The sequence below is a fragment of the Massilia sp. Soil_C_3 genome, from assembly GCF_057657035.1.
The window spans coordinates 344,244-357,416 of the sequence record NZ_JBDGJG010000004.1; the positions used below are offsets into that span (position 1 = coordinate 344,244).

The following is a 13,173-nucleotide window of genomic DNA, read 5'->3' on the forward strand; positions in this document are numbered from 1 at the left end:
GGGTTTTTCCGCCATGCCGCCTCCCGGGCGGCATGGCGCGTACCGACACCACACACCATGGCAACCAAAAAGAAACCCATCGCAGCAGGCCCGAAACTTGTCACGCGCAGCACCAGCGCCAGCCTGTTCCCCTGGATCGGCCTGTCCCTGATCATCGTCCTGCTCGACCAGGTCACCAAGATCACCGTCGAACGCACTTTCGCCTATGCCGAAACGCTGCCGATCACGAGCTTCTTCAACCTGATCAAGGTGTACAACCCGGGCGCCGCGTTCAGCTTCCTGGGCGACGCCGGCGGCTGGCAGCGCTGGCTGTTCCTGGGCATCGCGATCGGCGCCGTGGTGTTCTGCATCTACATGATGTCGAAGAACGCGAGCCAGCGCCTGTTCTGCTTCGCCCTGGCCCTGATCATGGCCGGCGCGATCGGCAACGGCATCGACCGCGTGGTGCACGGCCACGTGATCGACTTCCTCGATTTCTACTGGACCGGCATCGGCCACTTCCCGGCCTTTAATATCGCCGACATCGGCATCTCGGTGGGTGCGGTGCTGTTCGTCCTCGACGAGCTGCGCCGGGTAAACAAGACTTAAAGGAGCTTGAACATGGAGCTGAAAGGCAAGCGCATCGTCCTCGGCCTGACCGGCGGCGTGGCCTGCTACAAGGCGGCCGAGCTGTGTCGCGCCCTGGTCAAGCAGGGCGCCAGCGTGCAGGTGGTCATGACCGAGGCCGCCACGCACTTCATCGGCGCGGTCACCATGCAGGCCCTCTCTAGCCAGCCGGTCTACCTGGACCAGTGGGATGCGCGCATGGCCAACAATATGGCCCACATCGACCTGACCCGCAACGCCGACGCGATCCTGATCGCGCCCTGCTCGGCCGACTTCATGCGCAAGCTTGCGCACGGCGCGGCCGACGACCTGCTGTCGCTGCTCTGCGTGGCGCGGCCGCGCCATGTGCCGCTGCACGTGGCGCCGGCGATGAACGTCGAGATGTGGGAAAACCCGGCCACCCAGCGCAACGTCGCCCAGCTGCGTGAGGACGGCGTCAAGCTGTTCGGCCCCGGCTGCGGTTCGCAGGCCTGCGGCGAGACGGGCCTGGGCCGCATGCTCGAAGCCGAGGAACTGGTCGAAGAACTGATCGCCTCGTTCCAGCACAAGGTGCTGGCCGGACGGCGCGTGCTGATCACCGCCGGCCCGACGTTCGAGCCGATCGATCCGGTGCGCGGCATCACCAATCTGTCGTCGGGCAAGATGGGGTATGCGTTGGCGCGCGCGGCGCGCGAAGCCGGCGCCGAAGTGACCCTGGTCTCGGGCCCCGTTTCTCTGCCCACGCCGCATGGCGTGCGCCGCATCGACGTGCTCACCGCGCAGCAGATGCACGATGCCGTGATGGCGGGCGTGGAAGGCCAGCACGTGTTCATCGGCGTGGCGGCGGTGGCCGACTGGCGCGTGGCCAATGCCAGCGACCAGAAGATCAAGAAGACGCTTGATGGCGCGCCGCCGCAACTGGAATTCGCGCAGAACGCCGACATCCTGGCGTCGGTGGCGGCCACCGTCACGCTCTCGGGCTGGCCTTACTGCGTGGGCTTCGCGGCCGAATCCGAGCAGCTGGAACAGTACGGCGCCGCCAAGCGCGAAAAGAAGGGCATCCCTCTGTTGGTGGGCAATATCGGCCACCAGACTTTCGGGCAGGATGACAATACCGTGATCCTGTTCGACGAGAGCGGCCACACGGTGCTCGAGCGCGCCGACAAGCTCACGCTGGCGCGCCAGCTGGTGTCCGAAATCGCCAAGCGACTCGAACAGCGCTCCCTGCTTACCTAAAACACATAACAAGTATCAGATGAAGAATATCGACCTCAAGATCCTCGACCCGCGCATGCAAGACCTGCTGCCGGCCTACGGCACCCCGGGCAGCGCGGGCCTCGACCTGCGCGCCTGCATCGATGCGCCGCTCACCATCGAGCCTGGCCAGACGGTACTGGTGCCGACGGGTCTGGCCATCCACATCGGCGATCCGGGCTACGCCGCCATGATCCTGCCGCGCAGTGGGCTCGGCCATAAGAGCGGCATCGTTCTGGGCAATCTGGTAGGCTTGATCGACTCCGATTACCAGGGCCAGCTGATGGTCTCCACCTGGAACCGCGGCGCCACCACCTTCGTGCTGCAGCCAATGGACCGGCTGGCGCAGCTGATCGTCGTGCCGGTGCTGCAGGTCGGCTTCAATGTGGTAACTGAGTTCGCATCGAGCGACCGCGGCGCCGGAGGATTCGGCAGCACCGGCAAACAATAACAGAGGAGGACCATGATCCCAATGCACCGTCTTCAACGCTTCAAGTCCGCGGCCCTGATCGCGGGCACCGCGGCCTTGCTGGCCGCCTGCAGCACGCCAGGCCAGATGCAATCGTCGACCACGCCGGGCGTGATCCCGAGCCAGGCGCCGGGCAAGCCCGAGGTCACGCCGCAGATGGCGGCGGCGGCCGACATGCTCACCCGCATGGCGACCCAGCACGACCGCCTGTACCGGATCGCGGCCCCCCTCCTGATCGACAACGCCGAATTGTGCACCAAGCATGCCCGCAACCTGCTGGGATTCACGGCCAAGAACCGCTACACCTATCCGGGCCAGTACAACGAGGCGGCCTGGGTGGTGCTGGGCATGGGCGAGCGCTTGCAGGTCACCAACGTCTTGAATGGCAGCGGCGCGGCGCGCGCCGGCCTGCGCCAGGGCGACCGTCTGCTGGCGGCCGGCGGCACGGCGCTGCCCGAGGGGCCGAACGCCCTGTCCCAGGCCGGCGCCGTGTTCGGCCCGATCATGTCGAAGCAGGCCAGCCTGCCGCTGACGATCGAGCGCAACGGCAACCAGCGCGACCTGACCATACCGGTCACCCGCGCCTGCGCCTTCGCGATCGAACTGGGCAACGCCGACAATATCAACGCCTACGCCGACGGCTCGCGCGTGATGGTCACCCGCGGCATGCTGGGCTTCGCCCAGAACGACGACGAACTGGCCTATGTCGTGGCGCGCACGATGGCGCACAATATGCTTGGCCACGCGGCCACGCAGCGCAATGCGGCCACCATCGGCAGCATCATCGACAACCTCACCGCGATCACGCCCGACACCTCGATGCTGATCGGCAGCGGCGGCATCAAGGCCATGCCGGTGGCCGACGACGTGGCGGCCGACCGCCTGGCCGTCTACCTGGTGGCGCGCGCCGGCTACCGCGTCGAAGGGGCGTCCGCCTTCTGGAAGCGCCTGGCGGCAACCTACCCGGCCCGCATCCTCAACGGCTACACGGCCAACCACCCGTCGACCACGCAGCGGATCGCGGCGATCGACAAGACGGTGGCCGAGGTGAAGGCCAAGAAGAGCGGCAAGAAGCCGCTGGTGCCGTAGCAATTCCCACGTGCGCGGCCCCGGGCCGCGCACGTCCGCTCCAGCGCCCTCCGCGCTTTTTTTGTATGATTGTCCATCTTGTATCTATCCCGCATATGGCGGCGACCACACCATGGACAGCATCGACCTCGACGTACTGAAAACCTGCGCCGCCTGGCTTGCGGGCGGCCAGCGCTGCCAACTGGTCACGGTGATCAAGACCTGGGGCTCGAGCCCGCGTCCGGTCGGCGCCACGCTCGCCATCTGCGAGGACGGCCAGGTGGTCGGCTCGGTTTCCGGCGGCTGCATCGAGGACGACCTGATCGCCCGCGTGCGCGACAACGGCATCGAGATCGCCCTCCCCGAGATCATCAGCTACGGCATCAGCGCCGACGAGGCGCACCGCTTCGGCCTGCCCTGCGGCGGCACCATCGAACTGGCGATCGAACCGCTGTCGACCGAGAGCCGCATTCCCGAACTGCTGGCGCGCCTGGATGGCGGCGAGCTGGTCGAGCGCCGCGTGCACCTGGCCAGCGGCGCGGTCACGCTCGGCAAAGCGCAGGCCAGCGCCATCCAGCGCATCGAGGATGGCGTGCTGCACACCCTGCACGGCCCGCGCTGGCGCCTGTACATCATCGGCGCCGGCCCGCTGTCGCGCTTTCTGGCCACGATCGCGGCCGGCATGGATTACCGCGTCACCGTGTGCGACCCGCGCGAGGAATACCGCAGCGGCTTTTCCATTCCCGGCGTGAGCCTGGTGCACGCCATGCCCGACGACCTGGTGATCGAGGCGAAGCTCGATGCGCGCAGTGCCGTGGTGGCGCTGACCCACGATCCCAAGCTGGACGACCTGGCGCTGATGGAAGCGCTCAGGTCCGACGCCTTCTACGTCGGCGCCATCGGCTCGCGCGCCAACAACGCCAAGCGGCGCGAGCGCCTCAAACTGTTCGACCTCACCGAGGCCGAACTGGCGCGCCTGCACGGCCCGATCGGCATCTATATCGGCAGCAAGACGCCGGCCGAGATCGCGATCTCGATCATGGCCGAGATGACGGCCGTGAAGAACGCGGTGCCGCAGCAGATGCTGGTGCCGCACGCCGCCGCGCTGACACTGGCCAGCGCCGCCTGACGATCGACAGCTTCAATTCAAAAGCAAGGAGCGGCTGGCAGGAAAATGCCGACCCTGCCACAATGGCCCGTTATCAGACGGGCCATCTTTTTATCAATGAACACCGCGAACATGCTGCGCCTGGTGGCGCTGGCCGCCATCTGGGGCGGCTCCTTCCTCTTCATGCGCATCGCCGCGCCCGTGCTCGGGCCGGCGCTGCTGATCGAATACCGGGTCGGCTTCGCCGCCGTGTTCCTGGCGCTGGTGGCCTGGTTCCTCCACCTGCGGGGCAAGGGCGCCCCGCTCGACGCGCGCCGCCACTGGAAGCACTACCTGATCCTCGGCCTGTTCAATTCGGCCCTGCCTTTCCTGCTGTTCGCCTTCGCCGCGCGCACCCTGTCGGCCTCGGTGCTGTCGGTGCTGAACGCCACCGCGCCGATGTGGGGCGCGCTGGTCGGCGCCGCATGGGCGCGCCAGAAGGTTTCCGGGCGCAGCGCGCTCGGCCTGCTGCTCGGCACCGGCGGCGTGGCGCTGCTGGTCGGCTTCGACCACGTGGCTGAACGGCCCGGCGCCGGCATCGCCGTCGGCGCGGCCCTGGTCGCGGCGTTCAGCTACAGCATCGCCAGTCAGTACGCCAAGTCGGCGCCGGCGGTCGCGCCGTTCGCCAATGCCCACGGCTCGATGTGGGCGGCCGCGATCCTGGTGCTGCCGCTGGTGTTCTTCTTCCCGGCGCCGGGCGAGCCGACGATGGGCATCATGGCCGCCGTGCTGGCGCTGGGCGTGGTTTGCAGCGGCATCGCCTACATTATCTATTTCAAGCTGATCGAGGAAGTCGGCACCACCTCGGCGCTCACCGTCACCTTCCTCAACCCGGTATTCGGCATCCTGTGGGGCGCGCTGTTCCTGCACGAAGCCATCGGCTGGCACACGATCGCCGGCTCGGCCATCGTGCTGCTCGGGACCGCGCTGGTGACAGGTTTCAGGCCCCGCCTCAAACGCGCAGCCTCACCGGCGGGCGGCAAATGAGCGTGACGACGCAGGACATCGCCCTGCCGCCTGGCTACCGCCTCGCCGACGTCATCGCCTTCCATGGCCGCGACGCCGAGGGCATGGCCGAAGAGGTGTCGCCGAAAGGGCTGCGCAAGGGCGTGCTGCTGGACGGTGTGCCGACCCTGCTCGACATCCGATTCGACGACAAAGTGGCCCGCTGCCGCATCGCCTTCGACGCGCCTCTGACGCCTGCGCAAGATGCGCTGGCCCAGAATGCGCTGCTGAACGTGCTGGGCCTGCGCATCGACCCGGCCGCCTTCGCCGCCTTCGCCCACGACGATCCCGTGCTCGGCCCGATACTGGCGCGCCAGCCCGGCCTGCGCATCGTGCAATCGGCCACCGTGTTCGAAGCGCTCACCTGGGCCATCATCGGCCAGCAGATCAACCTGACGTTCGCGATCGCCCTGCGCCGCACGCTGATCCAGTTGGCCGGCCGTCCGCATTCAAGTGGCTTGTGGTGCTATCCGGAAGCGCAAGACGTCGCCCGCCTCGCCGTGGGAGACCTGACCAGCCGCAAGTTCTCGGGCGCGAAGGCCGAGACCGTGCTACGCGTGGCGCGCATGGTGGTGGACGGCAGCCTGTCGCTCGAGCGGGAACGCGATGCCGTCCAAGTGAGCCAGGAACTGCTGGCGATCAAGGGCATCGGCCCCTGGACCGTCAATTATGTGCTGCTGCGCGGCTACGGCTACACGGATTGTTCGCTCGAAGGCGACGTGGCCGTGCGCAACGCCCTGCACAATCTGACCGGCAGCGCCCAGCGGCCGACGCTGCTCGAAGCCCAGCGCCTGCTGGCGCGCTATGCACCGCACCGCACCATGGCGGCCGCCTATCTGTGGGCGAGCCTGGCTGCAAAGCCAGAACACGATCGCGGTTGACACCGTTTTCGACAGGAAAATCGGACGGGGTATCGCCGTGTGCGTGTGATATATTCAGCAACATGAGTATGACGTCTTTCCATCCAAACAGCGGCCCGGGCGAAGCTGCAACGCATGTTTCCGACGCGGCGATCGCGGTCGTGATTCCCTACTTCCAGCGTCAGGAAGGTCTCCTGCAGCAAGCCCTCGCCTCAGTCGCCAACCAGGAACTTTTGCCCGACGAAGTAATCGTGGTCGACGACAGTTCGCCGATACCGGCGCGGGACGAGGTGGCGGCAGTGCTGAGAAAATTTCCGCAGCTCAAGGTCCGTGTCGTCGAGCAGCCCAATGGCGGACCTGCATCCGCCCGCAACAAGGGATTGGACAATGTGTCGCCGCATTGCCACTACGTGGCCTTTCTCGACTCGGACGATGCCTGGCACCCGGCGCATCTTTTGCGCGCACATGCGGCCCTGGAGCATGGCAACGACTTTTATTTTTCCGATTATTTCCGCATTGGACAAACAAAAACGGTGTTTGAGCAAACCAGTGGCTTCAGGAAAGACGAACACCCGGCCCTCCCCGACTGCGGCCCGGTGGCACGCTACCGCGGCAATATGATGGAGCAGATCCTGAGGGCGAACGTCATTGGAACCCCGACCGTGGTGTACCGCTTCAAGAAGTTTGCCGCGCTGCGCTTTCGCGAGGAATTCGTCAATGCCGGTGAAGACTTCCTGTTCTGGCTGCAGCTGAGTACCCTGACAGATGCCTATGCCTTCGGCACCACGGCGGAAGTCACCTGCGGCCGTGGCGTGAACATTCACGCCGGCTCGGGCTGGGGCACCGAGAAATCGCTGGACCGGCTGCATTATGAAACCAAGCTGGAACTGGCGCTGCCTCGTTTGTTCCAGCTCGATGAAGTACAGCTGAAACGAAACCGTGCGCGGCTGTCCGAACTGCGTCAGACCATGTTGAAGGACATCCTGCACCGGTTGGCGAACCGCAAGACCATCAACGCACCATTGCTGAGAAAGCATCTGGCGATGGACCCCGTCCTTCCGCTGTTCGTGCCATCGGCGGCATGGCATATTGTCGCCGGCCGCCTTCGCTCGCAGGCAGCGAGGCGCAGGGAAGGCGGCAGCCGCTAGACGATTGCCGGCCGAAAGAAGCCGGCATGGCGCTCAGCACCAGCGCGGCAAACCATCGAACTGCTGCGCCCCCTCTCCCGAGAACCGGATCAGTTCGGCCAGCGGCACCGTGGCCAGATTGTCGCAGCCATAGTGCCCGCCCAGCGCGCTGGGAATCTTGAGGCAGTATTTGCGGCCTTCGGTCAGCGGCCCCAGCGCGGCCTCGGCCAGGCGCACCGCCTCGGGCATATACCAGTCGTTGAGAAAGTCCTGATTGTAGGCAAGCGCATCGAGCGCAGCGCGGCTGCGGGCCAGCGGCTCGCACACCAGTTCTTGCGGACGCAGGCACCAGAAATGGTCGTCCTCGTCGCGGATGATGAGGTTGCCGAAAGCATTGGCGCCGAGTACTTCGACGGCGCTCATGCCGACCCAGCCCCAGGCCTCGTTGATGTCGTCTACATCGATCATGGTCCTCGTCCCTGAATGTCGCCATGGCGCATGCGCACGGCGGTTCGCAAGGTTGGACAGGGCGGGCTCGTGTGCATTGCAGCAGAGGCGAGCGGGTTTGACCTGCGTCGAGGCTGGTAAAGAAGCGCAATGTCGGAAAAAGCGACCCGACACGCTTACCGGGACATTATTCCGGGAATTGAGAAATGATATTTCCCGTAATCCCTGAATAAACAACAATTTTTACGATATCGCCAAAAACCGCCTTTGTCTGGATATCGATGTCGACTGGATTGTCCCTGGTCGGTTCTTTGCGATAATTGCTATACAGGACGTATGGCGGCTTGAGCTTCACGATCAGTATAGCCTTTAGCGCTGGCAGTTCCTTCTCTGCCGTTGTGGCATCCACATGCCATGCGAACGCTGCTTTTTTCTCTTCACAAGAAAGCGTTCGACGCCCTTTAATAAAAGGAATATTTTTTGTAGCAAACTCAAATACGACGCCGCGGGTCACGCTCACCGGTGTCGTCACACCGAAGGCATTCACGCCTACATAGCTCGTATCTTTTTCATCATCGCGTCGAAGCTTGAACGTATCGTATTTGGGAGCATCGCTATGGGCCGAATAACTATAGCCGTGCTCGCCCAGCTCCTTCGGCCAAGCGGATAAATGAAGGGTTGCCCGTGACCGGTCGGCGTCGTATGCGTACATTATTCCATTCAAGCACGACGCATACTTGCCTACCTCCACGACGAACGGGAAAGCATCGCCGATACCGTACTCTCCCGTTAGTTTGTTCGAGAGCAGGCTGTTTTTTCTTCGAGTATAGTCTGCCGTGGACTCAAACTCGCCCTTCTCGATCTCCTTAGCACGTTCCAGCGCCCGCACCAGGATGGCGGGATCCACACCCTGGAAGTCAGTGTCCACCTTCCCTGTATTGAGCGCTGCAAGCGAAAAGATGGGCTCTTCTTTCGTCGCCGCCGCCGATGTCGATCCGGCAGCGAGACACATGGCGAGCGAATGCTCTTCGCCCGTGGAAGAATCGATCAGCTGTGCCGATGCGATGGCAATGCCTGTTTCCAGCATTTGCGCCTGAAGCTCGCCTGTGCAATACATCCGTTGCCATGTTTCGGTGATCGCCAGGTTTTTTGAATAAGACGATGTTCCTGGCGTCGTTAACATCGATGGAACGTTCGTGAAAAACTGGGTGACGTACGAGAGCGGTGAATCCTGCGTTTGCATCGGGGCAGAATGACCGTGGATGGACGCTTTATTCTGTTGCACGAACGCTGTGGCATGCCGATCGATTACGCTAGCTGGACTGATTTTCTTCTCCGCCGGTGGAGTCTTCGGCTCACATGCGCACAGCACGCCCACCAAGCATGGGAACAGGATCGGATAAAGATATTTTGTCATCATTGCGCAAACGACCAGTGTGGGAACAGAATCGACTATGCCAGATTTTAATCTGGACATGTTGCACAATGGAAATTGAACGGTTGTCAGCCGAAAAAACCGACCCACAAAGCACAAAGGCCTATCGCAATGCGATAGGCCTTTGACATTTGTCTGGTTGCGGGGACAGGATTTGAACCTGTGACCTTCGGGTTATGAGCCCGACGAGCTGCCAGACTGCTCCACCCCGCGTCTGTGTAATGAATTATACGCCCCTTCACCTCATTAGGCAAATGCAATACGGCGGCCATGTGCGATTGCAACACGATATATCTCATGGCCAGGCTTGAAAGAGCGTTCACCGACGCCTGCAGCCCTGCCCTGCCGGACCCACATTCGGTGTAAAGTAATGGCAATACCAATTCGTCACACGACCATGAAATTCTGCTCCGAGTGCGCCCACCCTGTCCTGCTCACCATCCCTGAAGGCGACAACCGGCCGCGCTACGTCTGCACCCATTGCCACACGATCCATTACCAGAACCCGAAGCTTGTCGTCGGTTCCATCCCGGTCTGGGAGCGCGACGGCCAGCTCCAGGTCTTGCTGTGCAAGCGCGCGATCGAGCCGCGCTACGGCTACTGGACCCTGCCGGCCGGCTTCATGGAAAACGAGGAGACCACCGAACAGGCGGCGGTGCGCGAGACCGAGGAAGAAGCCGGCGCCAACGTCGAGCTCGGGCCCTTGTTCACCCTGCTCAACGTGGCCCACGTGCACCAGGTCCACCTGTTCTACCAGGCGCGCCTGCTCGACCTCGACTTCGCGGCCGGCATCGAAAGCCTGGACGTGCGGCTGTTTACCGAAGACGAGATCCCGTGGGACGACCTCGCCTTCCCCACCATCCGCAGCACACTTGAACTGTTCTTCGCCGACCGGATCAAAGTGCGCGAGGGCGGTAGCTTTGGCTTTCACAGCCGCGACATCCATCGCCCGATGATCGCCCCACGCGAACCGGACTGAGATGATTCCCTGGCTCGAGACCGATACGCCGTTTCCCGACGTATCCAAGGCATTGACGGTCGAAGCGCCGGGCCTGCTCGCAGCCGGCGCCGACCTGTCACCGCCGCGCCTGCTGCAGGCTTACCGCAACGGCATCTTTCCCTGGTTTTCCGAAGGCCAGCCCATCCTGTGGTGGAGCACCGACCCGCGCATGGTGCTGTACACAAACGACTTTAAGGTCAGCGAGAGCCTGGCCAAGACGCTGCGCAAGGTCGAGCGCAGCCGCCTCGAGGGGGGCCGTTGGGACGTGCGCTTCGACTCCGCCTTCAGCGACGTGATGCGCGCCTGCGCCGCGCCGCGACGCGACGGCCCCGGCACCTGGATTTCGGGCGAGATCATCGACGGCTACAGCGGCCTGCACGCGCTGGGCTATGCCCACTCGTCCGAGGTCTGGCTCGACGGCGAACTGGTCGGCGGCGCCTATGGCGTCTGCATAGGCCGCATGTTCTATGGCGAATCGATGTTCGCACGCGTGTCCGACGCTTCCAAGGTCGCGCTGGCCTATCTGGTGGCCTTCCTGCACCAGCAAGGCGTGCGGATGGTCGACTGCCAGCAGGAGACCGGCCACCTGGCCTCGCTCGGCGCGGCGCCGATCCCGCGCAGCCGCTTTCTGGAGCACCTGCGCGCCGCCATCGCCGAGCCGACCATCGGCGACTGGACGGTCGTCCCGCCGCTCGCCGCGCGGGGCGGCGCACCGTCCACGGCCTCCGCAGCGTCCGCAGTGTCAGCCGCAGCGCCCGACAGATCCGGCAATTCGCCCGCGATACCGTTGGATGGCTAACGGTATTGCGCGCAGGTTTTCGCTAGAATAGGTTCATCACACGTCGTCTCGAGAGTTTTTTGCATGACGCACCTACACGACCTGCCATTCGCGACGCTGCAGTTCTATACGACGGCGCCCTATCCCTGCAGCTATCTCGACGCGCGCCAGGCACGTTCGCAGGTCGCCACACCGTCGCACCTCATCAACGCCGACGTGTATTCCGAGCTGGTCAAGAACGGCTTCCGGCGCAGCGGCATCTTCACCTACCGTCCCTACTGCGACGGCTGCCAGGCCTGCATCCCGGTGCGCGTCAAGTGCGAGGACTTCACGCCCAACCGCACCCAGCGCCGCGCCTGGAAGCGCCATGGCGACCTGGTCGCGATGGTGGCCAACCTGGCCTTCTCCGACGAGCACTATGCGCTCTACCTGCGCTACCAGACCACGCGCCACGTGGGCGGCGGCATGGACCAGGACAGCCGCGACCAATATGCCCAGTTCCTGCTGCAAAGCCGCGTCAACACGCGCCTGGTCGAATTCCGCGAGCCCGACGGCACCCTGCGCATGGTGTCGATCATCGACGTGCTGTCCGATGGCCTGTCGTCGGTATATACCTTCTTCGATCCCGACGTCGAGAACGCCTCCTACGGCACCTACAACATCCTGTGGCAGGTGAACCAGGCCCACGAGCTGGGACTGTCCTATGTCTATCTCGGGTACTGGATCGAACAGAGTCCCAAGATGGCCTACAAGATCAACTTCCGGCCGCTCGAAGCCCGCATCGACGGCGAATGGGGCGTGCTGCAGCGTTAGGGAAGCGGCATTCCGGCCGGCCACACCGCGTGTGATACAAGTGCTAACAAAGTCGTTGACACACGAATACGTTTGCCGCAGCGCGTCAAGTTAAAATGATGGGGAAAACTTAACTGAGTACCCCATGCCCGATAAATTTCTGTACACCCTCGTTCGCCCTGCACTGTTCTCGCTCGACCCGGAGACGGCCCACAACCTGACCCTGCCCATGCTGCGGCGGGCAGGCGCGCTCGGCCTGACGGGCGCGTTCAGGAAACCCCTGCCCGACCCGCGCACCGTCATGGGCATCACCTTCCCCAACCCGGTCGGCCTGGCCGCCGGCCTGGACAAGGATGGCGCCTATATCGACGGCCTCGCCGCGCTCGGCTTCGGCTCGATCGAGATCGGCACCGTGACCCCGCGCGGCCAGGTCGGCAATCCCAAGCCGCGCATATTCCGCCTGCCGCGCGCGCGCGGCATCATCAACCGCATGGGCTTCAACAACGGCGGCGTCGACGCTTTCGTGGCCAACGTCCAGGCTTCGCGCTTCTACCAGGAGCGCCAGGGCGTGCTGGGCCTGAACATCGGCAAGAACGCCGACACGCCGATCGAACGCGCGGCCGAGGATTACCTGCACTGCCTGCGCAAGGTGTACCCGTATGCGAGCTACGTGACGGTCAACATCTCGTCGCCCAACACCAAGAACCTGCGCCAGTTGCAGGGCGCCTCGGAACTGGACGACCTGCTGGCGCAGCTGAAGGCCGAACAGACCAAGCTGGCCGACCAGCACGGCCACTACGTGCCGATCACGCTCAAGATCGCGCCCGACGTCGACGGCGACCAGATCCGCGACATCGCCGGCGCCCTGCTGCGCCACAAGATCGACGGCGTGATCGCCACCAACACCACGCTCAACCGGCGCGACGTCGAAGGCATGAAGCACGCGCAGCAGGCCGGCGGCCTGTCTGGCGCGCCGGTGTTCGAGCAGTCGAACATCGTGATCCGCGCGCTCAAGACCGAGCTGCGCGACGACATCCCGATCATCGGCGTGGGCGGCATCATGCGCGGCCCGGACGCCAAGGCCAAGATCGCGGCCGGCGCCAAGCTGGTGCAGCTGTATAGTGGCCTGATCTACGCCGGCCCGGGCCTGGTGCGCGAATGCGCCGACGCGCTGCGCAACACCGGCGCGAAGAAAAAGAAATGAGC

At 64.2% G+C, this 13,173-nt stretch carries 14 protein-coding genes and 1 tRNA gene; 12 read left to right on the forward strand and 3 right to left on the reverse strand.

Going from position 1 to position 13,173, the window contains the following annotated elements; genetic code table 11:
- Positions 1-57 precede the first annotated feature (57 nt).
- The 8 genes from lspA to AC3A6F_RS09750 all read left to right on the forward strand — a co-directional run bounded on the left by lspA (position 58) and on the right by AC3A6F_RS09750 (position 7,536).
- Entirely contained in the window at positions 58-588 is a 531-nt protein-coding gene (gene lspA / locus AC3A6F_RS09715; RefSeq protein WP_487680155.1) for a signal peptidase II, read from the forward strand.
- Positions 589-600: 12 nt separating this feature from the next.
- Complete coding sequence (gene coaBC / locus AC3A6F_RS09720; protein ID WP_487680157.1) at positions 601-1,821, forward strand: bifunctional phosphopantothenoylcysteine decarboxylase/phosphopantothenate--cysteine ligase CoaBC; 1,221 nt, start codon at positions 601-603, stop codon at positions 1,819-1,821.
- Between the two features lie 19 nt (positions 1,822-1,840).
- Positions 1,841-2,290 (forward strand): dUTP diphosphatase, encoded by a 450-nt coding sequence (dut, locus tag AC3A6F_RS09725; RefSeq protein ID WP_487680159.1) that lies wholly within the window; start codon positions 1,841-1,843, stop codon positions 2,288-2,290.
- A 12-nt stretch (positions 2,291-2,302) separates the two neighbouring features.
- Positions 2,303-3,397 carry a M48 family metalloprotease gene (locus AC3A6F_RS09730; RefSeq protein WP_487680160.1) on the forward strand — a complete coding sequence of 365 codons (1,095 nt, stop codon included), beginning with the start codon at positions 2,303-2,305 and terminating at the stop codon, positions 3,395-3,397.
- Between the two features lie 112 nt (positions 3,398-3,509).
- The gene (locus tag AC3A6F_RS09735; RefSeq protein ID WP_487680161.1) at positions 3,510-4,505 is read left to right on the forward strand and encodes an XdhC family protein; all 996 of its coding nucleotides are present in this window, start codon (positions 3,510-3,512) and stop codon (positions 4,503-4,505) included.
- Between the two features lie 96 nt (positions 4,506-4,601).
- Complete coding sequence (locus AC3A6F_RS09740) at positions 4,602-5,510, forward strand: DMT family transporter (protein ID WP_487680162.1); 909 nt, start codon at positions 4,602-4,604, stop codon at positions 5,508-5,510.
- Entirely contained in the window at positions 5,507-6,409 is a 903-nt protein-coding gene (locus AC3A6F_RS09745; protein WP_487680164.1) for a DNA-3-methyladenine glycosylase family protein, read from the forward strand. The genes AC3A6F_RS09740 and AC3A6F_RS09745 overlap by 4 nt, the downstream gene beginning before the upstream one ends.
- A 68-nt stretch (positions 6,410-6,477) precedes the next feature.
- Entirely contained in the window at positions 6,478-7,536 is a 1,059-nt protein-coding gene (locus AC3A6F_RS09750; protein ID WP_487680166.1) for a glycosyltransferase family 2 protein, read from the forward strand.
- A 33-nt stretch (positions 7,537-7,569) separates the two neighbouring features.
- Here AC3A6F_RS09750 and AC3A6F_RS09755 read toward each other — a convergent pair whose 3' ends face one another.
- The 3 genes from AC3A6F_RS09755 to AC3A6F_RS09765 form a co-directional block, all read right to left on the reverse strand.
- Complete coding sequence (locus AC3A6F_RS09755) at positions 7,570-7,983, reverse strand: T6SS immunity protein Tdi1 domain-containing protein (protein WP_273036507.1); 414 nt, start codon at positions 7,981-7,983, stop codon at positions 7,570-7,572.
- A gap of 166 nt (positions 7,984-8,149) precedes the next feature.
- Positions 8,150-9,439, reverse strand: coding sequence for a hypothetical protein (locus AC3A6F_RS09760; protein WP_487680168.1), 1,290 nt, complete (start codon positions 9,437-9,439; stop codon positions 8,150-8,152).
- A 94-nt stretch (positions 9,440-9,533) separates the two neighbouring features.
- Positions 9,534-9,610 (reverse strand) — tRNA-Met (locus tag AC3A6F_RS09765).
- Positions 9,611-9,794: 184 nt separating this feature from the next.
- On the opposite strand from AC3A6F_RS09765, the gene AC3A6F_RS09770 reads away from it, so the two are divergent.
- The 4 genes from AC3A6F_RS09770 (at position 9,795) to AC3A6F_RS09785 (ending at position 13,171) form a co-directional block, all read left to right on the forward strand.
- Positions 9,795-10,376 carry an NUDIX hydrolase gene (locus AC3A6F_RS09770; RefSeq protein ID WP_487680170.1) on the forward strand — a complete coding sequence of 194 codons (582 nt, stop codon included), beginning with the start codon at positions 9,795-9,797 and terminating at the stop codon, positions 10,374-10,376.
- A gap of 1 nt (position 10,377) precedes the next feature.
- The gene (gene aat / locus AC3A6F_RS09775) at positions 10,378-11,196 is read left to right on the forward strand and encodes a leucyl/phenylalanyl-tRNA--protein transferase (RefSeq protein ID WP_487680172.1); all 819 of its coding nucleotides are present in this window, start codon (positions 10,378-10,380) and stop codon (positions 11,194-11,196) included.
- Between the two features lie 63 nt (positions 11,197-11,259).
- On the forward strand, positions 11,260-11,988 hold the full coding sequence (locus AC3A6F_RS09780; protein WP_137172953.1) for an arginyltransferase: 729 nt from the start codon (positions 11,260-11,262) through the stop codon (positions 11,986-11,988).
- A 124-nt stretch (positions 11,989-12,112) separates the two neighbouring features.
- A complete protein-coding gene (locus AC3A6F_RS09785) occupies positions 12,113-13,171 on the forward strand; it encodes a quinone-dependent dihydroorotate dehydrogenase (protein WP_487680174.1) in 1,059 nt (352 codons plus the stop codon).
- Positions 13,172-13,173 lie beyond the last annotated feature (2 nt).